Annotated in this window: 15 protein-coding genes, 1 pseudogene, 1 riboswitch and 1 other annotated feature; of the genes and pseudogenes, 4 read left to right on the forward strand and 12 right to left on the reverse strand. The window is 42.3% G+C overall.

Annotation, left to right across the window (positions count from 1 at the left end; translation table 11 throughout):
* Positions 1-20: 20 nt before the first annotated feature.
* Positions 21-1850 (reverse strand): sensor domain-containing diguanylate cyclase, encoded by a 1830-nt coding sequence (locus AS29_RS03895; protein WP_066098951.1) that lies wholly within the window; start codon positions 1848-1850, stop codon positions 21-23.
* Between the two features lie 340 nt (positions 1851-2190).
* Between AS29_RS03895 and rpsD the strand changes: the two genes are divergently transcribed.
* A complete protein-coding gene (gene rpsD / locus AS29_RS03900) occupies positions 2191-2793 on the forward strand; it encodes a 30S ribosomal protein S4 (protein WP_035409497.1) in 603 nt (200 codons plus the stop codon).
* 376 nt (positions 2794-3169) lie between these two features.
* Here the strand turns inward: rpsD and tyrS are convergent, their stop codons facing one another.
* Positions 3170-4429, reverse strand: a complete 1260-nt coding sequence (gene tyrS / locus AS29_RS03905; RefSeq protein WP_035409500.1) for a tyrosine--tRNA ligase — start codon at positions 4427-4429, stop codon at positions 3170-3172.
* Between the two features lie 56 nt (positions 4430-4485).
* Positions 4486-4710, reverse strand: a binding site (T-box leader).
* A gap of 122 nt (positions 4711-4832) precedes the next feature.
* Between tyrS and AS29_RS03910 the strand changes: the two genes are divergently transcribed.
* Positions 4833-7655, forward strand: coding sequence for a transglycosylase domain-containing protein (locus AS29_RS03910; RefSeq protein ID WP_051860749.1), 2823 nt, complete (start codon positions 4833-4835; stop codon positions 7653-7655).
* 235 nt (positions 7656-7890) lie between these two features.
* Here the strand turns inward: AS29_RS03910 and AS29_RS22005 are convergent.
* A pseudogene (locus tag AS29_RS22005) lies at positions 7891-7974 on the reverse strand (YjcZ family sporulation protein); the annotation flags it as partial.
* A 163-nt stretch (positions 7975-8137) separates the two neighbouring features.
* On the opposite strand from AS29_RS22005, the gene AS29_RS03915 reads away from it, so the two are divergent.
* The gene (locus AS29_RS03915) at positions 8138-8989 is read left to right on the forward strand and encodes a YihY/virulence factor BrkB family protein (protein ID WP_051860750.1); all 852 of its coding nucleotides are present in this window, start codon (positions 8138-8140) and stop codon (positions 8987-8989) included.
* Between the two features lie 208 nt (positions 8990-9197).
* Here the strand turns inward: AS29_RS03915 and pelG are convergent, their stop codons facing one another.
* The 5 genes from pelG to AS29_RS03940 are packed head-to-tail and all read right to left on the reverse strand — an operon-like array spanning position 9198 to position 16032.
* On the reverse strand, positions 9198-10658 hold the full coding sequence (pelG, locus tag AS29_RS03920) for an exopolysaccharide Pel transporter PelG (RefSeq protein ID WP_035409502.1): 1461 nt from the start codon (positions 10656-10658) through the stop codon (positions 9198-9200).
* Positions 10621-12057, reverse strand: a complete 1437-nt coding sequence (gene pelF, locus AS29_RS03925; protein ID WP_035409504.1) for a GT4 family glycosyltransferase PelF — start codon at positions 12055-12057, stop codon at positions 10621-10623. Before pelF ends, pelG begins: the two co-directional genes overlap by 38 nt.
* Positions 12054-13904: a DUF2194 domain-containing protein gene (locus AS29_RS03930; protein WP_051860751.1), complete on the reverse strand. Its 1851-nt coding sequence runs from the start codon at positions 13902-13904 to the stop codon at positions 12054-12056. The genes pelF and AS29_RS03930 overlap by 4 nt, the downstream gene beginning before the upstream one ends.
* The gene (locus tag AS29_RS03935; RefSeq protein WP_035409508.1) at positions 13901-14809 is read right to left on the reverse strand and encodes a tetratricopeptide repeat protein; all 909 of its coding nucleotides are present in this window, start codon (positions 14807-14809) and stop codon (positions 13901-13903) included. The genes AS29_RS03930 and AS29_RS03935 overlap by 4 nt, the downstream gene beginning before the upstream one ends.
* Entirely contained in the window at positions 14806-16032 is a 1227-nt protein-coding gene (locus AS29_RS03940) for a hypothetical protein (protein ID WP_035409510.1), read from the reverse strand. Before AS29_RS03940 ends, AS29_RS03935 begins: the two co-directional genes overlap by 4 nt.
* Positions 16033-16097: 65 nt before the next feature.
* A riboswitch (cyclic di-GMP riboswitch) is annotated at positions 16098-16188 on the forward strand.
* Positions 16189-16223: 35 nt separating this feature from the next.
* Between AS29_RS03940 and AS29_RS03945 the strand changes: the two genes are divergently transcribed.
* Positions 16224-17108, forward strand: coding sequence for a putative glycoside hydrolase (locus AS29_RS03945; protein ID WP_051860752.1), 885 nt, complete (start codon positions 16224-16226; stop codon positions 17106-17108).
* A gap of 374 nt (positions 17109-17482) precedes the next feature.
* Here AS29_RS03945 and AS29_RS03950 read toward each other — a convergent pair whose 3' ends face one another.
* The 4 genes from AS29_RS03950 to AS29_RS03965 all read right to left on the reverse strand — a co-directional run bounded on the left by AS29_RS03950 (position 17483) and on the right by AS29_RS03965 (position 21972).
* Entirely contained in the window at positions 17483-19363 is a 1881-nt protein-coding gene (locus AS29_RS03950) for a PTS fructose transporter subunit IIABC (RefSeq protein ID WP_035409512.1), read from the reverse strand.
* 12 nt (positions 19364-19375) lie between these two features.
* Positions 19376-20290 carry a 1-phosphofructokinase gene (pfkB, locus tag AS29_RS03955; RefSeq protein ID WP_035409514.1) on the reverse strand — a complete coding sequence of 305 codons (915 nt, stop codon included), beginning with the start codon at positions 20288-20290 and terminating at the stop codon, positions 19376-19378.
* Positions 20287-21042 carry a DeoR/GlpR family DNA-binding transcription regulator gene (locus AS29_RS03960; protein ID WP_035409516.1) on the reverse strand — a complete coding sequence of 252 codons (756 nt, stop codon included), beginning with the start codon at positions 21040-21042 and terminating at the stop codon, positions 20287-20289. The genes pfkB and AS29_RS03960 overlap by 4 nt, the downstream gene beginning before the upstream one ends.
* Positions 21043-21339: 297 nt before the next feature.
* Entirely contained in the window at positions 21340-21972 is a 633-nt protein-coding gene (locus AS29_RS03965; RefSeq protein ID WP_035409518.1) for a type 1 glutamine amidotransferase family protein, read from the reverse strand.
* Positions 21973-22043: the final 71 nt, after the last annotated feature.

The raw sequence follows: 22043 nt of genomic DNA on the forward strand, positions 1-22043 counted from the left end.
TCATGCTTTAACATAGCCTATTATTTATCAGAATCCGCCTGAATGACCACTTGATCTTTGCCATTGCTTTTCGCTTTGTAAAGAGCCCTGTCTGCTCTTAAGAACAGCTGTTTAGGTGTATCCTCCCGGTCCGCTTCCCACCAGGAAATTCCGCAGGATACAGTAATGGAAGGAGACGTAATTTCTCTTACCCGTTCCACAAGGCGGTTCGCAACCGCAATACCAGACTCGATTTCCACCTGCGGCAGGTAAATTGCGAGTTCTTCTCCGCCCCATCTTGCTCCAACATCATGCTCTCTCACATTGCTTTTAATAATGTTTCCTACTTGAATAAGAACCTCATCGCCTGTCTGATGACCATAGGTGTCATTGATGTTTTTGAAATTATCAATGTCTATTAACAGGAAGACCCCATTTCTTTCCTGACTCATTGATTGCCGGATCCGTTCATTTAAATAGTTTCTCGAAAACAGCTTTGTCAGGTTATCCGTCTTAACAAGTGCCTCCAGTTCTTCGCGCAGCATTGAATTTGTCAGGGCAAGTGTGGAATGGTGAATCAGCGATTGAAGAAGCTTAAAAGTTTCAAATGTAAAATGGTATGGCGTTTCATGTACAGCAATAGCAAAACCTCTGACCTGCTCATTCTCCATCATCGGAACGGCCATCAGGCATTTGTAAAGCCCTGGTATGTTTTGAGCAGAAAGGTTCCCTATGAAAATTCCTTCCTTCTCATTAATAATCTTTGTCCTTACGAAGGAAAGATAAGACTCTGCTTCGGGAGTAATAAAGAAGCCTGTACTGCCGGGCAAAAGCTGGTAGCTTCCGGACGAATCTTTGTAAAAGAAACCTGCTTCCTGTGCATTAAAGGAATGGATAATCCGTTCTGAAAGAAATTTCATCGTATCTTTAAGCGGCATGTTTTTATTTAGCTGATGAGATGTTTCATTGATTAGCCTCAGATCCTCTATCACTTTTTTAGACTGCTGATAAAGCTGGGCATTCTCCATCGCGTTTCCAGCCGCATTCGCCAGCATCATAATAAACTTAATTTCCGATTCCTTGAGAGGACTTATTTTGTCAGAGATGACCTCGAGCACTCCGTATATTCCCTGCCTCCCTTTGAGAGGAACGAATACATGGATATTTTCAGAGGAGGCTCTGTCCATTTTAATGGTCCCCGTTAAAAAAGCTTCCATCGCACAGTCCGTAGAACCTTTTTCATCGAAATATAAATCCTTTGTCGGCAGTTCAAGTCTGCTGTCATTGTCATGTGAAAGAAATAAATAGAAAATGTAGGAAGAATACATGCTTTGAAGGGCTTCAATAAGTTCAAAAAGAACCTGATCCTTATCCATTGAGGAATGGAACCGCTCAGTCAGCTCATAAAGATGAGTATGCTTTCTTGAATTCAACACACTCGTTTCAATCTCTCTGCAATAAAAAAGAAACTGGCTGCATGCATGGCTTACTTCATTAAGATCATCGGTACCTGTCAATTCAGCTCCAATCATCTCAAGGACCGCAAACCATTCTTTCTGAGGATCACCGATCAGCATCCTGCATTGGTCAGTCTTTTTGGAAAAGCCATTCTCAAACAATTCATCCCGGTCTTCCTCTGTAGAAGAAACAGGGGATTGAAAGGATGAAGTGCTCGCCGTAAAATAGGGCAGCAATGGAACATTTGCAGAATAATAGCAGTAAATTGCTGCTTGGTCAGCATTAAATACAGATTTCAATTCAGAGGCTAGCCACCTTGACGCCTTCTCAATGGAATGATCTGTTCTTTCATTATATAAATAGGCAAAAAAACGGCCGTTCAGTGATGCAGCCTTGCTGATGATTTCTTGCATGTTTGGACCACCCGTTAAATTCCAAATTAAGTAAATTTTAATGATTTTATTATATCATAAAACTAGCTCTTTCCATAGATTAACTTTCCCTGTCAGCCTATCAAATAAACGCACAGTTGACATCATCGCCACTACGTCATATAATGTTCTTTGTTGTGTAAAATATTGCAGCCTCAGAATCGCATAGATGTCCCCATTTTGTTCCCGTGCCTGACACGAGGTGCATCGAGTAACTCCCTGCTGCTGGAGCGAGGATGCATGAAAACATAATGGTCATACATGTAAGGTTCGGTCTGGTTTTTATTTTATACAAAATAAAAACACAAGGAGGAGTCATATAATGTCTCGTTATACTGGCCCTAGCTGGAAACTATCCCGCCGTCTTGGAATCTCTCTAAGCGGTACAGGTAAAGAATTAGAAAAACGCCCTTACGCTCCTGGACAACACGGTCCTGGACAACGTAAAAAACTTTCTGAGTACGGTCTTCAATTGCAAGAAAAACAAAAACTTCGTCACATGTACGGAGTAAACGAGCGCCAGTTCCGCAACACGTTCGTTAAAGCTGGAAAAATGAAAGGGATCCTTGGTGAAAGCTTCATGGCTTTGCTTGAATCCCGCCTTGACAACGTTGTTTACCGTCTTGGTCTTGCGCGCACACGCCGCCAAGCACGCCAATTGGTAAACCACGGTCACATCATGGTTGACAACGGCCGCGTTGACATTCCATCTTTCCAAGTTAAAACTGGTCAAGTTATCACTTTGCGCGAAAAATCCCGCAACCTTGATATCGTGAAAGAAGCTCTAGAAGTAAACAGCTTCGTTCCAGAATACTTGACTTTTGATGCTGACAAGCTTGAAGGAACTTACACTCGTCTTCCTGAGCGTTCTGAGCTTCCAGCTGAAATTAACGAATCTCTTATCGTTGAGTTCTACTCTCGTTAATCGATTTGAAGAAAAAACCGCTGAACTTTTGTTCGGCGGTTTTTTTGTTTTGGTTAATTGTTTGCACTGACCCCCAGTGCAGCAACGCGCTGGGGGAACGGGCAAGAAGCGGACGAACCCTTATCCCGCAACGGCTTTCTACTAACGGGGACGGAGGTTTAGTGCTTTAGTAGAGCGGGGGTCAGTGCACAGCACTGACCCTCAGTAAAGTAAAGCGTTGGGGGAATGAGCAAGAAGCGGACGAACCCTTATCCCCCAACGGCTTTCTACTAACGGGGACGGAGGTTTAGTGCTTTAGCAGAGCGGGGGTCAGTGCAAGGCCCCCGCAAAAACTGAAAAAAAGCGCCCAAAACTATGGGCGCTTTTTTCCAACCGATTAAAACTGTACCATCGTATACTTCTTTTTCCCGCGTCTGATAATTGTAAATTCGTCATCGATCCGGTCATCTGCATGCAGTGCATAATCCAATTCCTGCTTGCGCTCGCCATTCACGTAAACGGCCCCGTTTGTAATGTCTTCTCTCGCCTGTCTTTTTGAAGGAGCGATACCAGCTTCAATAAGCAGGTCGATCAGGCTGATCTCTTTGCTGCTTGCCTGATGGGACGGAACGTCTTTGAATCCTTGTTTGATTTCTTCTCCGCTGAGCGCTTTGATTTCCCCGCTAAATAGCGCTTGGGAAATGCGAATCGCCTGGTCAAGAGCTTCTTGTCCATGAACCATTGCGGTTACTTCTTCTGCCAGACGCTTATGAGCTGCTCGTTTTTCAGGAGCTTCTTGAACTTCTTTTTCAAGCGCGTTGATTTCTTCATGAGAAAGGAATGTAAAGTACTTCAGGTATTTTACTACATCACGATCATCTGCGTTGATCCAGAACTGGTAGAACTCGTATGGAGATGTTTTTTCGCGATCCAGCCAAACAGCTCCTCCCTCGGTTTTTCCGAATTTCGTGCCATCTGCCTTTGTTACGAGCGGAATCGTCAGCCCGAATGCTTTAGCTTCTTCTTCCGTTTTACGGATCAGCTCCAGGCCTGCGGTAATATTCCCCCACTGATCGCTTCCACCGATTTGAAGCTTACAGCCTTTGTTTTGGTACAGGTTAAGAAAATCGTATGACTGCAGAATCATGTAGCTGAACTCTGTGAATGAGATGCCGGATTCAATCCGCGTTTTAACAGAATCTTTAGCAAGCATGTAGTTCACACCAAAGTATTTTCCTACATCCCTCAAGAAAGCAATAACATCCATTTTTCCAAGCCAGTCAAAGTTGTTGGCAATGACAGCCGGATTTGCTTCTGCTTTAAAATCCAGAAACCTTGAGAGCTGTTCTTTGATCCGATCAGACCAGAGCTGGACAATATCCTCAGTATTCAGCGTACGCTCTGCCTTTTTACCGCTCGGATCACCGATTAACCCTGTTCCGCCCCCAACCAGTGCAATGGGATGGTGGCCAGCCTGCTGAAATCTTTTCAGCGTCAAAATAGGCAGCATATGGCCAATGTGAAGACTATCCGCTGTTGGATCAAATCCCGAGTATAATCTAATGGATTCCTTATTCAACAGTTCCTCAAGACCTGTTTCATCTGTAATCTGGCTGACCAGACCTCTAAATTTTAAATCAGACAATAATTCATTCATGTGACATACTCCTCTTCGTTTTGATGAAAAATAAAAAAGCCCCTTCATTATAAAAATGAAGGGACGAATTTCGTCGCGGTACCACCCTACTTAAGAATAGTTCAACAAATAACCATTCTTCGCTCAATCAGATAACGGCCGCAGCCGTCTTCAGCCGCGTATTGCAGCTTCAGATGCTCATGGAATGTAATTCACAGTCTGTTTATGTACTGATTTTCACCAACCATCAGTTCTCTGAAACAGGGAAACAGCTGTTACTGTAATCCAGTCGTTGCTCAATATTCACATATTGAATTTTTACCACAATACAGGCCATTATGTCAAATCTGTTTTTGCGACAAATGATACAAATTTTCAGTTAATTTTGTGTTATAATATTTTTGCTTCAAGGGGGAGGATTGGAATGGAGAAATGGATACAGAAATGGTCTTGGGATTCTGCTAAACAGGAAATTTTGAAAAAAAGACTGCGGATTGCTTACGGGGTTTTATGGAATATGACCCTCATCGCCCTTATACTAATTGGTACTTTCGTCATTTTCGCCGGAAGCGCAGGAGCCGGTTACTTTGCCTCTCTTGTAAAGAATGAAGATATTATTAGCTACAATGAATTGAAAAAAGACATCAATAATTATGAAGAAACGACAGAAGTTTATTTTGATAACAATGAATTGGTTGGTAAGCTAAGATCTGATCTTTTCAGAACAAAAGTAAAACTTCATGATATTTCTCCTCATTTAAAAGACGCCATCATTGCAACTGAGGATGAATTTTTTTATGAACATGATGGAGTGGTTCCGAAAGCGATTTTCAGAGCACTTTATCAGGAATTTACGAACGCCAATATGCAGAGCGGCGGAAGCACACTGACTCAGCAGCTGATTAAGAATCAGGTTCTTACGAATGAAGTTTCTTTTGACCGTAAAGCAAAAGAAATTTTGCTTGCCCTTCGCTTAGAGCGTTTTTTTGAAAAAGAAGAAATTCTCGAAGCCTATTTAAATATGGCGGATTTCGGGCGGGATAACTCAGGACGCAACATTGCGGGAGCCGAAACGGCTGCCCAGGGAATATTTGGTGTGAGCGCAAAGAATCTTAGTATTGCTCAAGCGGCATTTATTGCCGGAATGCCTCAAAGTCCCTTTGCTTATACACCTTATACGAATGAAGGAACTTTGAAAAAAGATCTGTCTCCAGGCATCAATCGCATGAAAACCGTCCTTCGCCGGATGCTTAGCGAAAAAGCTATTACCATGAGTGAATATGAAAGCGCTTCTTCAGAGGATATCTCTTCACAGTTTAAAAAAGGGAATGAAAACCGCCATCGTCAGCAATATCCTTTCCTGACAGACGAAATTGAGAAACGGGCAAAAGAGATTTTGATGGAGCATCTAGCGGATGAAGATGGCTTTCTGCCTGAGGATCTTTCACGTAATTCAAAATTAAAGAGTGACTACCTGACTCTTGCTGATCGCGAGCTAAGACAAAACGGCTACCGCATTCACACAACCATCAATAAAGATATATATGAAGCGATGCAGCAGGCAGCAAAAAATTATAAAGACTACGGCAAGGTCAATACCGTGCAAAAGAAAAATCCTGATACAGGGCAGCAGGAGTCAGTAAATGAACCGATAGAACTTGGCGCTTTGCTGCTGGAAAACAAAACAGGAAAAATTCTTAGTTTCGTCGGTGGCCGCGATTATGAGAGGGAACAAGTTAACCATGCCACTTCAACCCTAAGATCCATCGGGTCAACCATGAAACCCCTCGTATTTTACGGGCCTGCGATCGAAGAAGGATTTCTGCAGCCCGGAAGCTATTTGGCTGACCTTCCCTATGAGAAAAAGCAAGTAAAGGGTGACTCTTACAAGCCTAATAACTTTGACCGAAAATTCCATGGACTGGTAAGTGCAAGGGAAGCATTGGCCAAATCCTATAACGTAGCGGTTGTCAGAGGCTATGAGAAGCTGATGCCTTCAAAGCCGATCAAGTATTTAAAGAAGATGGGCATCACATCAATTCCTGACGAAAAAAACGATTTCGCTTCTTTTCCACTTGGCGGAGGCGGTGATGTCTCCGTCGAAGAAAACGTGAATGCCTATTCAACCTTTGCCAACAACGGAAAATTTATTAATGCGTACCTGATTGAGAGTATCGAGAGAACAGATGGAACGGTTATTTATCAGCATGAAATGGATACTGAAGATGTATTTTCCCCTCAGACTGCCTATCTGACAATTGACATGCTTAGAGATGTGCTGTCAGATGGTACAGGAAAAAGTGTACCACGTCTCTTAAATTTCAAGGCTGATTGGGCAGGAAAAACGGGAACGAGCCAGGATATAAAGGACTCCTGGTTTGTTGCATCCAACCCGAACGTAACATTTGGGACATGGATCGGCTATGACACCAATGCAACAATTGGTACGTACCGAGGGAAAACCTACAGCCAGCGTGGCCAGGAAATCTGGGCATCGCTTATGAATGCTGCATATGAAAAGAATCCGGAACTGATTGCACCGGAGGAGCCATTCAGTATGCCAAAAGGAATTGCTGAATTCTCCTATTGCGCCTTATCCGGAGCCCTTCCTTCTGATCTTTGCCGTCAGGCAGGCTTGGTTAAATCTGATTTGTTCAATGTAAAATATGCGCCAGGCACTGTAGATGACAGCCTGAAAACGGGAAAGTACGTTCTTAAGGATGGTGTAGCCTTTGAAGTTCCAGCAAGTGCACCAGCAGATTTTGTATACGAGGGTCCTATGATCAAACAAGACCTTCTAGACCGGCTCGGATTCCAATCCCCTGAAGACCTATATAAGTATTCAAGCGACTTAGGAGGTCTGGTTGTCTATTCAGGCAGTACGCTTCAGGAGGATGGACTCCAGCCATCCAAAATTACCGGAGTATCCATAGACGGCGCCACCCTGAATTGGAGCCGCTCCAATAACTCTGATGTTCTCGGATATCGAGTCTATATGTCCACTGGCGGAACCGGCAGCTTCGTAAAAATCGCCAGTTTAGCTGCTTCAGATGGAACAGGTCTCACAATAGGTACAGCAGGAGCCTCATACTATGTAACTGCGGTTGATTCTTCAGGAAACGAATCGCCCCCTTCCAGAATTGCCGGTAATCCCGCTCCTGAGGAAGCAAAGCCGGATGATGAAAAAGAAGCGAAGAACGCTGAAACGAACGACGCAGCCGCTTTACAGGATGCTTCAGCCGGATGAATTGTACAGACAGACCATTAAACTCCGGATGTCTAATAAGTCCTGCTGAGAAGAATTAAATGAACTTGAAATCCCCGGAACGCTGTGTGAGCATTCCGGGGATTTGTTTATAAAACATATTCAGCTTTAAAAACTTGTATACTGTAAAGCTCCATGCTCTTACAAATTACCAGCCGTATCCTCCGCCGTATCCACCACAAGTTCCGCAAGATCCACAAGATCCGCCACCGACGTAAGAAGCTCCGATGATAATCAAAAGAATAAACAGAACTACTACTAAAGCAAATCCGTTATTTCCGCAATATCCGCCATCACTCATTTTGTTAGCCTCCCTTCTGTATATTCAAAATAGTATATGGCCCTCCCTATAAATGTGGAACAGTTCACATCCCCCAATTATCCGTACAAAAGCCAGCATAGGTTTCAAAATGATTTTCCACAGGGTAACATAAGCATAAGAACCCTACTACAGGAGGCCAGATATGACATTCATCAAGGAACTTATTCATCGAATTCAAAAGCACGAATTAGGGGATTTGGCAGCCGTTCTTGCCTATTATTTCCTGCTGTCCCTTTTCCCGCTTCTTATTTTTTCACTTACTCTGCTTCCCTATTTTTCAATTGATCCGCAAACCGTAGGGAAGTTTGTTCAGGAATTTGCACCTGGAGAGTCCGGCCAGCTGCTAGAGGAGCAAATCACATCTCTCCTTTCAACACCCAACGGGGGCCTGCTTTCCTTAGGAATCATCGGTACACTCTGGTCCGCATCGAATGCAACAAATGCTGTGATGAGATCATTAAATAAAGCGCATATGGTGGAGGAATCAAGAGCATTCTGGAAGGTTAGAGGGATGGCTATTCTTTTAACCATCGGCCTTGTGCTTGGTTTAGTGGTTACGCTTGTCCTTCCTATTTTCGGGGATGTCCTTCTTTCCGGAATTAAAAGCATATTTCCGGATACCGCATTGACTGACAGTTTATTTACAGTCATTCGATGGCTGATTGCCTTTGTATTGATGGCATTAATTCTTGGCATCATTTATTACTTTTCGCCAAACCTTGGTCTTAGGCCGAGGGACGTCATTCCAGGGGCCATTGTCGGAACGCTGCTCTGGCAGCTGATATCGTTCGGTTTCTCTCTTTATGTCAGCCAATTCGGGAACTACCAGGCGACATACGGAAGTGTCGGAGGAGTGATTGTGCTAATGACCTGGCTGTATTTATCAGGCTTTGTCATTCTCATAGGGGGAGAAATTAATGCGATCCGTTTTTGCAAAAGGACGAGTGAGCATTGTTACACAGAGGAAACAGATGATAAAAAAGCATCTTTATAAGAAAAATGGGGCTGTCAAATAAGTCCTGCTGAGATGAAATGATAGAAATTGAAACCCCCGGGACGCAGTGAGCATTCCGGGGGTTTTGTATGTTTAAAAAGGTAATTTGAACAATTATGAGTTAGTCTGATTGGTGGAAGGTCCAACACTGCAGCCGCAGCACTTTTGAAAACTGAATTTCTAAACAGTCCTTTTTTTGGAGAATGCATTATTCAGCACCTGTCAATCGGTTTAACCGGCGGGACAGATTGTGGAAAGGGCCTTCAATACGAGAATGGCGGGATTTGCAGAAAGCGTAATAATCCGCCTTAGAAACATATTGGAACAGTCTGAACGCTGAGTAAACAAAGCTGAGCAGACTGCCCACTGTAAAACCGACTCCATAGGCTGCTTCCCCTGCTGGAAGCATGAGCAGCGTAAACAGGGCAATCCCCCCGAAGAAGGCAGCGGAAGTGAATAGAGCACCCTTCCGGTCATCAAAATAAAGCAGCAGAAGCATCATGATCATGGTCATTCCGTTGCAAAAAGCCCCAATCAGTGTAATCCGGAATATGCCTAATATGAGGTCTGCATTAAAAAACAGCGGGAATATAAAGAGAGCTAAAAAAAGAACCGCCAGGGAAATAAACCCTTGATTTCTGACAAGCCTCTCAATCTCCTGTTTAAGCACAAGCAGCATTTTTGCTTTTGACTTTCTGATCTGAGTCAACGTCCCCCCATCATTTATGAAGGAAAAGAAATCCCGGTATCTCTCATAAAATCTTGTTTCAATGGAAACGACGAAAATGACATATGACGGCAATATCGTTAAGTAAGCATAAAACACGGCCGTATCATATCCCGGGTGGTAACGAAAGGTATCTAAAAGCCATTGCCCGCCCGATACCCATATAATCCAATTGCTCACCCATAACCCGGCATTATAAAAAATCCCTGTAAACGCAAGCTGCGGATACTTATCAAAATAAGTTAAGTATTCAAATGGCATGGACGCAGCCCGATTTGGGAAAGTTTTCAGCATAGCATTCACGAGCCAGAGAAAGGTCACTGCGATTCCAGCCGTAAAACTGCCCATCATAATCCATGCCGGCGTCCATTCTCCTTGAGGGAATGGATTCCATTTCAGCAATATAAACATGCAGCTGACTGACAAGACCCCCCCCGCCAGAAAGGCTAAGGCAATGGATTGATAATTCTTGGCGCCCGATAGGTAAAGCAGCATAATCCATATTAAGTTAAGAAGTAAAAATAACCCCAGCATCATAAATTTATATTCCCACTCGAGAGGTGACAGCAAGGCAAATATAAGCCATAAAAGGATGGCGGCGGCAGCCGTCACCGCCGAAAAACCAAGATAAGAGGAAAATACCTTTTCTTCTTTTTTTTCGTAAAGGCAATCAGCCGTATACCTCGTTACAACGAGCTGCTGAAAACCAAATAGAACCTGAGAAAACATAAAGCAGTAAGAGACAGAAATCATAAACAGCTGTTTATTAAGCGCGTTAACCCCAGGGACTGTCTTCAGCAGGACCTGCAGCATAAGAATGGTGAAAATAACAATCAGCCACGGGCCCGCGGTAACAAAAAGAGAATACAAATAGGCCTTTAGCCTGGAAGAATAATAATCTTCTTTAAATAATTTTTGCAGCTGGAATCCGATGCCGGCCAACGTTTTCACCTCTCTTTACATATAAATTTCTGTAAAAAGTAATCACATCCGATAGAAGATAGTCATTCTTCACACGATTAAGTCCATTTTTCCCCATTCGTTCAAGAAGTTCCGGGTGATTCATAAACCACCTCAATCGATCCGCGAGCTCCTCGGGCTGAATCGGGGGGATGACAAAGCCGCAAGCGCCGTAAGGATCTTCTTCTCTTCCCTCGATGAGTTCTCTGCAGCTTCCTACATCCGTTGCCACCCATGGCCTGGATGCCGCCATTCCCTCTAAAATAGCCAGCGGCTGCCCCTCTGACAAACTGGTCAAAACACATACATCGAAGGACAGCAGGTAATCCTGAACATTCACCTTGCCGGTAAACGTAACCCATTGCTCAAGCTCAAGACTGACAACTAAATCCTTGCATTCCTGTGCATACTCGGGTAATTCTTCATCTGACCCTAAAATAGACCAATGAAACGCATATCCCCATCTTCTTAACGTATTGGCCGCATAGATCATCGTTTTTATATCCTTGATCGGTACAATTCTAACGATAGCTCCAATATGAAAAACCGGCTTCTTTCCTTGAAGAGTTAACGAGGTATTGATGTCTATTCCATTTGGAACAATCGCCGTTTTCTCAGCCGGAGCCCCGAGCTCCAGCTGATAGCCGCGGTTTTTTTCAAACAGCGTGATAACGTCCTCTGCCTGTTCGTAGGCAATCCTGGAAAGATGATGAAAAAAACGAATCCACCTTTTTTTGTATATGACTGGAATCCATGATGATTGAAGGATTTCCTCTTCCCTCTCCCTCGAATAGATTCCATGCTCCGTAATGATAAAAGGAATGTTTTGTACAATGGATATATAGGACCCGATTAACCCTCCATATCCGGTTGAAGCTGAATGAATGACATCGACTTTGCTGTAATCCTGCTGGAGAAGATGCATGACCGGTGTATACATGGATTTCCACATCCACATATAATCAAGGAATGACCCATACAGCTCCTCATATTCATAGCATTCTTGCACTAGAGTGTAAAAAGACTCGCTTTCAAAAAATTCTTCCACCGACCCCATTTTTTCCTGATTCCCAAGTATAAGCAGTGCCTTAGGATCCAGCGTTTGGAAGGTAAACCATTTGAACAGAAGCGACAGTTCTGCTTCTGTAAGATTGGATTTTACCTTCTTATCCGGAAGATCCGTTATTAATTCCACATTTTGATGATGAACGGTATTCTTCGTAAGTGAATATTTCAGTTCACTATTCTTTTTCTTTTCTGGAGTAATCGTAAAAAGAGAGAATTTGATATCTTCCATTCCGGTAATCAAGGTATGGATCCAGCTTGATACTCCGCCGCTTACGTAAGGATAACTCCCTTCAGCGATCATTCCTACTCTCATTTCCTGCTCGCCTCTTCCCATTCAATGACAGCATCCGGCTTGTTCATGTGTAATAAGTACAGTCCAGGCTGCCGCTCTTCAATTTTCCCGAACGGATAACTTCCCTCTTTCAGTTTTTTCCCCTGCTCCAGCCTTAAATAAAACAGAGAAGGCTGAGGGACGTGATAGCCGTGAATCTCCACCCCGTTTTCTTTATAGGAAATTGACCATTGACCTTCCTGATAGGCAGCCATTCGTTTTTTTGCATCTATTTGTTTATAGCCTTTTACGTATTCAAAGTTTTTTGCAAGAAACTCCTGCATATTCACATACTCTCCCTTTAAACTTTTCCAGCTTGCATTTTTGGAGCGGTCTTCATCCAGTACATCGTCCGGATGAATAAAATGGGAGAATACCCCCATGTTTGCTATAGCATCCGTCAGCTGAAACTGATCCTCTTTTGTAAACGTATAGCCGCTATTAATTCTTGGAAAATGATATAAATCCGTATAAACAGAATCATAGCCAAATTCCTGAATTAAACTCCCATTGGAAGGGTCACCAGTATAAAGACTTGAAAGGACCTCCAAATCCGGCATGGTGTGTCTTAAAGCAGAGATTCCGGATCGATTCAGCAAATTGGATGGCGGAACATAGGTCTTTAGCTTTTGATCAGGAAAAAGCTCCTCCTGAACACCTCTAAGTTCAAGGAGCGAACTCTCCATCTCTGATTGAGACTCCCAGTAGCGGTATCCAAACTCAGAGGAAATCGGCTCTTTTTTGGTCACTAGTGCTTCATGGTTATACCCATGCAATGCAAGCTCTCCGTTTATCGATAGCAGCTGCCTGCCATAGGCAAGCAAATCCTTCTGATTCATTTCCATCAGCTGTCCGGTTAAAAGGCGGGGCTTGTCAAGGTACGTCCCGATAATGGCACCAGTGTATGGAAATTCATAATTTTGACTGATTTCTTTCATGTCCGGCCACCATATTTTTTTATAAAATTCAGGATAGGCCATACCATATTCCTTCCTGATTTTTTTTGACTCTGCTTCAGCAATCGGGGCTGGAAAATCATCTATATACATGACTTTTCCTCCCATTTGTCCAGAGACAAATGCAGGGAAAGCGAGACTAATTGATTGAACAATCAGGCCGCGTGTACTTTTATCCTGCAGGCTTGTCCCGTTCCAGTTTACAACCCTGCCTGAGCCTGCGTCACGAGTCCACAGTAAAGGAAGCGATCCAGCGGACATATAAGTCTTTGCATCAGGCTGCAGCTCTGTTTTCAGCATGCTGTTAGAGAAATAGTTCGAATTTGAATCCAGGTCAGGATAACCTTTAAAAAACGAATCTGAAAATGTAATGCCTTTTACTTCGTCAGCAAATCCATCCGCTTTCTTTATACCGAGCAATTCATTCCATTCAGCATCAGAAAACCGGTTTGCTAAAAAAAGCCGGCCGCCGTCATTTACAAATCGTTCAATCAAATTAAAATCCCAGCGGGCTGTATTCTCTCCCGTTAAAATAAGCAGAGTATACGGGGATGGTTTTTGGGTGCCTGCTTTTTCAGCAGCAATGACCTGATACTGAATTTTCGCATATTCCAGTGCTTTTTTTATATTGAAAAATGTTCCTTCACTTAGCTTATCTCCCTTTTCAGGCTCGGTTAAATAGATTTTCATATTCCCGGCCTTCTTATCCGGATTACTCGAATTCATATAGGAAACTTTTTCTGCCGGCTTCTCATTTGGGCTAAGCGGCAAGTTGGAATAAAAATGATCTGAATTCATAAATAAAACTCCTGCAAGCAATAGAATGACTGCTCCAAATGTAAAAATAGCAAAACGGGGAATTCGTCCATTCACTTTTGTTCCCCTCCTAAATATCGGATAATTTCTTGCTGATTTCCCGGGAAAGAAACCAAGTCCGGATGGTTTCTAAGCCGATCGGCCAGTTCGAAAACTCTCTCCCATCTTTCTTTTGTATAGGAAATCTTCAGCCATCCCCACATGACGTTAGCAGAATTAGGGTTTTGCTCTAGAAGCCCTTCAAAAATACGCTCTCCTTCGTCAGGATTTTTTTCGAATAAATACAAGCCAAGTGCTTCTGTATACTTTGGATCATCTGGAAATGCTTCAGCTGCCTCTCTCAAAAAAACTTCATACTCAGCCTCGGTTTTCTCTCGAATTGCAGAAGAAAGCAATTCGCTCGAAAGATAATCCTGATAGGAGTCCAGCAGCTGCCGGTAAGAGGACGGCCGGTCCGTGACCTTTTCTTTTTTTTGCTGCTGGATAAGATTTGATAACCGATCGTGAAGAACATTTGTGATGGTTGCTGCATAATGCACAGCCTCCATATCAGGATGGTTAAGACCCTTTTTAATGATTTTTTCCTGATTGACCGTATTTTCATTCGACATATGCAGCAAGAGATTTTTCATCATCCACGTATTTTCCGTACTGTGGCTGGTCATGTTAAGCAATTCACGATCCTGCCTCAAAGTTTCTCTCAAACTTTCAAAATTGTATACCTTATTATGAATATAGCTTGAATATTCCTCCATAAAGGTGTCATCCTGTTTTCTCATGTATGCTAAAAGCAAAAACCACCCATACACGAAACCAAGCACAGGAACTGAGAATGAAAGAAGAATCCATAATATAAGAAGACCATACTGATTCTGTTCAATTTTTTTGACATAGTAAAATTTGGACAAAAGAATGGATGCGGTAATTCCTAAAAGAGACCCTGCGGCAAAAATCCATATCATTTTAACGAATCCACCTCTTTTGCAAGAGCTCTCTGCAATCTTTCTTTCACTGCCTTTTCATTTACAGGTTCTACACCTGGCAGGAGCACATAAAGAACTTCCATCTCTTCATCCCACCCCGCTGTATCAAGCTCCCTTAGCTGGTTTTTCATTAAGAGATCGATCTCACTCAAATTATGGCCGGCTGTATTCAGTTCGAATATAACAAAGGGCTGCCCGATCTTTTCTGCCCTTTCAAGCTCTGCATTAAATCGTTTAAAAAAGGAAGCAAGCTGAAAGATCCCCGTACCAGGATATCTTTCATGCTGATTTTGCTCCCGCTCATATTTATAGGCAAAACCGAGTCTTGTGCCCATCCACTTTAAGCACCAGTCAAGCCACTGAACTTGCTGAGCTGTGCAAGCCTTTAAATCAATGCCATCCACCGCCAGTATATACCTCTTCTCTCCATAAATAAAAACCGGACCTGCGAGTACCGGGGAGGCAGAATCATCTTCCCGTGATCTGAACAGCACATGAGAAGATTCCTGCATCACTTTAGTTAACAGAGAAGGCATTTCATCCATCCAATAATTCGATTTCAGCTTTCCATCCCTGTTTGTATTTATTTTGGAACGGATTGAATCACCGTGATTGGAGATTAGATATAAAACGAGCTGGCTCCCTTTAAATTTCTGGTTAACAATACGCACCATTTCATTAAAAATCGTGTCCGAATCTGTAAAATGAAGCGCCGTGATCATTTCATACATTTCTGCATATTGATCCTCTGATTCTAAAAATCTCCTTCTATAACTCTCATTTACAGATAATGCTTCGTCTAATGTTTCTTCCAGAAGCTTTTTATCCTCTGAAATTTCTTCATATAAATATGTTATATCAGAATATCTTTCTTTATGGGATTTACTTGAAAGTCCAGTAAATAGAAGAAGGAAAAAGAAAAGCACCAGCGGAAGCATATGATTGAAGTCTGTCAGATACAGATATAGATCCTCGCCGCTTTGATATTCATAAGCAAGCGAGGTGAAAAAGGCGATAAAGAAGGGGATTAATCCAAAATATAAGCCATATCTCATAGAAATAAGGACAATTATAACAGACCAAAGCACCTCATTCAGCACAGGAAGACTGTCCGAAAAGAGGAAAATCAGAATGATGCTCAAGACGGATAGTCCAATCGCTTCAGTTATTTTTAGAATAGTATTAGTTTGTCTATAGATCATTAGAATCACTGCCTTTTATAAAAAATAGGTTGAGTTAAGAAAAATAGGCTGATATGATTAGGACAAAAGGTGATGGGCAAACTTGCTGAAAAGCAAGGACGCAAAGGCATGGGTCGTCGACTTCTACAAAGAAGTACCGATCGCCAGCCTGCGAAGCTACCATCCCTCGTTAAAAAACGGAGGGATTACAAATGAATAACGTAATCAGATTTTTTGTATTGGTTTTTTTTGCTGTATCTAGTATTATTTCTTTATCTCCCGCTGCTTCTGCTTTAACGACTTCTTCTCCCGCTGCTTCTGTCCAAAATGTTTCTGCTGCAAATGGAGTGTTTGATGACGTGAAAACCTACAAAATTTTCTACGATGCTCCCACCCCGGCTATCATCAATAAGATGAAGGCTTATGACCTTGTCATAATAGAGCCCCTTCTTTACACCAAAACCCAAATCGAAAAGATTAAGGCAAGTGGTACGAAAGTATTCGGCTACATCAACTCGATGGAAGCTGATAATTGGAATACCGCATTTTTGGAAAAACTTCAGCATGACGATTATTATCAGCAATCGAATCAGAGATATTTTATTCAGCAATGGGATTCCTATCTGATGAATATGGCTTCCCCGCACTTCAGACAATTGCTGCTTTCTGAAATTGAAGCCCAAGTTTACAGTAAAAATATGGACGGCGTCTTTTTTGACACCGTTGGAAATATAGATGATTATTTCAGTGAAAATCCTGGCGAACTTGCTAAACAGCGCGCAGGTCTTGAGGAGTTGCTGAAAAGTGTAAAAAACGCCTACCCAGCTCTTGGAATTATCCAGAATTGGGGAATGGAGACTCTCAAAAGTACGAGTAAAAAATATGTAGATGCGATTATGTGGGAGAATTTTAACCACAATGTTGTATCTAAAGATGCTTGGTCTAAAAATCAGATGAGCGATTTAAAAGCCATTCAGAAGGAAACTGGACTTAAAGTTCTTACTGTTTCTTTTGAACAGCACTCTAAGAGTGAATGGTATTCCGTGCAGCAAGGATTTCTTCATTATAAAGCAGCTAAAGACTTTAATAGATGGTAATTATTATATCACCCTAAAATAACAGGTATTTTTCGACAATAACTAGTTCTCCATTCTTATTAGACTCTAATCTCCTTAATTGACTTACATTATTTGTAGCACAGCCATAAGATGCTGACAATATTCGAATAGGCTCAGTAAAACCAGACTTGCCTCAAATGCGAGTCTGGTTTTTTAGTAAGGTCCTACCATTCGATATAATTCATTGTACCTATTTCTAACGACTTAGTCTATTTAGAATATTTAAAATTCAGGAAAAAAGGTAACTTATTTCACAATAAATATTCTTCCTAACCCATTACCCTTTAATTTAGAGAAACATGCGGAATACAAAAAAGAGGCTGCGGAGTATTTTCCGCAGCCTCTTTCGCCATTTATTTTATAGGCTTTTTCCAGAATCCAATGATAAGAGCTGTTACAGCTGCTCCGATAAGGATGGCGACAATATACAAGAACGGATTGCCATCTACAACTGGAATTACAAATGCCCCTCCATGAGGTGCAGGAAGCTTGATGTTAAACAGTATCGATAGCGCTCCGGCTGTCGCTGCGCCAATCACCGATGCTGGTATGACCCTTCCTGGATCTGCAGCAGCAAACGGGATCGCTCCTTCCGTAATAAAGGTAGCTCCCATAATGTATGCCGTTTTCCCTGCTTCCCTTTCCTGCTTCGTAAATTTACTTTTAAAAAACGTTGTTGCAAGAGCCATACCAAGCGGAGGTACCATTCCTCCAGCCATAATAGCTGCATGAGGAGCAAAGTTTCCAGCGTCAATCATCGCAAGACCGAATGTGTAAGCCGCTTTGTTCAACGGTCCGCCCATATCTACCGCCATCATGCCTCCAAGAATTAATCCAAGAAGGATTAGGTTTCCTGTACCCATCCCTATTAACCAGCCGTCAAGAAGATTCATTAACGCTTTTGCCGGTGGAATTACCACTACGATCATGATGACTCCTGTAAATAGAATCCCGAACAGCGGATAAAGCAAAACTGGTTTAACTCCTTCGAGTGCATTCGGTAACCGGCTGAATGCCTTTTTTAGAAATAAAACGATATATCCGGCAAGGAAACCGGCAATCAGTCCCCCAAGGAAGCCTGCGTCTCCACTAGAAGCAAGCAGGCCTCCAACTGCTCCTGGTGCAAAACCGGGTCTGTCGGCAATACTCATGGCGATGAATGCTGCCAGGATCGGAATCATTAATTTAAATGCATTTCCTACGCCGATGGTATTCAAAATTTCTGCGATTTGATTATAGCTTGGGTCTTTAGGATTTGCGGAGTTAATTCCGAACATGAAGGAAATCGCAATCAGTATACCTCCCCCTACTACAAATGGGAGCATATTGGATACACCATTCATTAAATGCTTATAAAATCCCGTTCTCTGTCCTTTTTCTTTTTGGCCCTCATTGCTCTTTTGCGAGCTGCCTTGGCTGCTTTTATAAGTAGAAGCATCCTGTTTCAGGGCACGTTCGATTAGCTCCTGCGGCTTTCTGATTGCCTGGGCAACCGGTACTTCTATTACATGCTTGCCGTCAAAACGCTCCATCTCCACCTGCTTGTCTGCAGCTACGATGATCGCGGAAGCCCTTTCAATTTCATCCTGCGTTAACAGATTCTTCACTCCGCTTGAACCATTCGTTTCTACTTTGATCATAACGCCCATTTCTTTTGCTTTAGCTTTCAGAGCGTCAGCCGCCATGTACGTATGAGCAATCCCGGTTGGACAGGCTGTCACAGCGAGAACCAGCTGTTCAGCTGAATCCGATACAGATTCCTCCTCCTCTTCAGACATCGCATCCTCTTTTGAATTGATGGCTTCCAGCACTTCATTTTCTGTTCTTGCTTCCTCCAATTTCTTTCTGAATTCAGGGTCCATGAGGAAGCTTGACAAAGAAGAGAGTGTTTCTAAATGGGTATTATTTGCACCCTCTCCAGCTGCAATCATAAAGAACAAATGACTTGGCTGCCCATCTAAAGCCTCGTAATCGATGCCGGTTTTCGAACGGCCGAATGCAATAGCAGGACTTTTCACAGCACTCGTTTTGGCATGAGGGATAGCAATGCCCTCTCCAATTCCTGTTGTGCTTTGTCCTTCACGGGCAAGAATCGCCTCTTTATATAATTCACGATCATTCAGTTTTCCGGCATGATCCAGCTTATTTACAAGTTCGTCAATCACTGCTTCTTTTGAAGCCGCAGATAAATCCAGCAGGATGGTATCTTTAGTCAGCAAATCTGTAATTCTCATCTTATAGCCTCCTCATCCAATTTTCTCTATTTTTACTTGTTCGAGCAGTTTTTCTGCTTCTTCCTTTGTACAAAGATCATGCGAAAAAGCTGTCGCACTTCCTGCGGCTGTTCCAGCCCGAAACGCTTCCTCATAATCACCAAATTTTGTATAAGACGCCAGGAACCCTGCTACAACCGAATCTCCTGCACCTACAGAATTCTTTAGGATTCCCTTTGGAACAGCAGCTTTTAGAACCTGATCTTGATTAATAAATACTGCTCCTTCACCAGCCATTGATACAATGACGTTCCGGACACCTAAGCTGATAAGCCTTTTTCCAAAGTAAGCGGCTTCATTTACCGTGGACACTTTTGTGTGAAACAGCTCTCCCAGCTCGTGATGGTTCGGCTTAATTAAAAGCGGTTCGAATTGAAATGTTTCCTCCAGTGCCGGACCAGTCGTATCAATTACTGTCTCTGCGCCTGCATTTTTGCAGATTTCAGAAAGCTTGCTGTAAAATGTCAGAGGCATTGAGGAAGGAATGCTTCCGGCAAGAACAAGTAAATCGCCTTTTTCCAGCTGGTTTATTTTTGAAATCAGCTGCTCCTGCTGCCCGCCTGTAATAATAGGACCTGAAGCATTAATTTCTGTTTCCATTCCGGTTTTTAGCTTGACGTTGATTCTTGTATTATCAAGGACCTCAACAAAATCTGCTGCTATTGATTCTGATTGAAGGAAGTTTTTTAAGAATTCACCTGTGAACCCTCCCGCAAAACCAAGGGCCGTACTTTCCGTTCCCAGCCGTTTCGCTACTCTTGAAACGTTAATGCCTTTTCCGCCCGGGAAAAGCTGCGTTTCCTTTGAACGATTCAGACTTCCTAATTGAAATTCTTCCAGCTGAATGAAGTAATCAATAGAAGGATTCAATGTACATGTATAAATCATGATGTGCTCACAACCTTTATCTCTGTTTTTTCAGCATATTCTTCAAGCAAATCCTCATCAAGTTCATTCGTAATCACGATGGCCTCGTGCAGGTCCGCAATTTTTGCAAACGCGGTTTCATCAAATTTGCTGCGGTCTGCAAGCATATAAGCCGTTTGTGAGCAGCGGATGGCAGTTGTCTTTACTGCTGCCTCCTCAGGGTCAGGTGTTGTATAGCCTGATTCAGCATGAATGCCATTGACACCCATAAAACATTTATCAAAACGGTATTCACTCAAGCTTGAGGTAGCCCGTGCACCGATCAGTGCTCTTGTTGTCTGCTTTACATAACCGCCTATTAAATAGGCAGGAATCTGATATTGGGAAAGCTCTTCAATATGGGTAAGGCCATTTGTTACAACTAATATGTCCTTGCCTTCAAGATAGCGAATCATTTGCAGCACAGTAGTTCCGGCATCCAGGAAAATCCGGTCTCCGTCCTTCACAAGGCCTGCTGCAAACTTCCCTATTTTTTGCTTTTCCTCAAGGTTAATATCTGCCTTTTGCGCGATATTCGGCTCTGTTCCCTTTTGATGAAGAAGTTCTGCTCCGCCGTGAACCCGTTTTAGCTTTTTTTCTTTATGAAGCTGGCTTAAATCTCTTCGAATTGTAGATTCAGAAGAATGGGTAGCATCAACGAGCTCCTGGATATTAACGATTTCTTTTTCTTCAATCATGGCAAGAATCTTGCCGTGGCGCTCTGGTGTAAGCATCTGCGCACCTCCAATAAATAGTGCCTTATGACCACATTGTAGCGAAAGCCCTTACATAAATCAATCAAAAACATTCAAATTCAATCAATATTTATTTGATAATATTCAAAAACAGTCTTTTTCATTCAATGTTGTTCAAAAAAATCATAAAAAAACCGAACCAACTTACGGGCTCGGGGTAACTCTATTAGAGGTAGCATCAGTAATAATGCGGATTTACAACGATAGAGAAATTCCAGATTAATAAGCTTAACTTCTCCACAAATCTAAATAGAGGAATTGAGCTTTTCAGTTACTTCATTTATTTATTGAATTCATTAACTGGAAGAAGTATTCAGGTCTTTGAGTCTTATTTAGGTTATACCATGAATGTAATGCATCTGATGTAAATACATCTATATTTTTCAGTACCTCCATGGCAAATTCCAGAGGAGCTATTCCCGATGCAGTAACTAAATTCCCATCAGATACCGCAGATCCCAACTCATAGAACTTTTCTCCTTTATAGTTAGGACATACCATTTTAGTATATTCCAAGTTATTACTTGTATGCTTTCTAGTATCTAAGTATCCCATATTCGCGAGGCCCTCTGTTGCACCGCAAATTGCAGCCACAATCGTGCCAATCTTTAAAGCTTGGCCAATTCTTTCTAAAATAGGCTGATGAATTTCTTCACTCCAAGTAGTCCCTCCTGGTAAGATTAAAAGATCTTTCCTCTCAAGAGTACATTCATCAAGGAAAATATCCGGTTTTATGCTCACTCCTCCCATTGTAGTAATCATTTCTTTATTAGCTCCTACTGTAATTACTTTTAAAGGTGCTAAATCTTTTTTGAAATATCTTCCTGAGTTTAGTTCAGCAATTAAATATCCATATTCCCAGTCCGACATTGTATTAAATACATATAGAAAAGCCCTTCTTGTTTGCATCCAATAACACTCCAATCACAATTGATATAGCTAGTATAATAAAACTTCCCTGACAGTTAACGTCAGGGAAG

Source organism: Bacillus sp. SJS, assembly GCF_000732485.2.
In the GTDB taxonomy this organism is placed as follows: domain Bacteria; phylum Bacillota; class Bacilli; order Bacillales; family Bacillaceae; genus Metabacillus_B; species Metabacillus_B sediminis.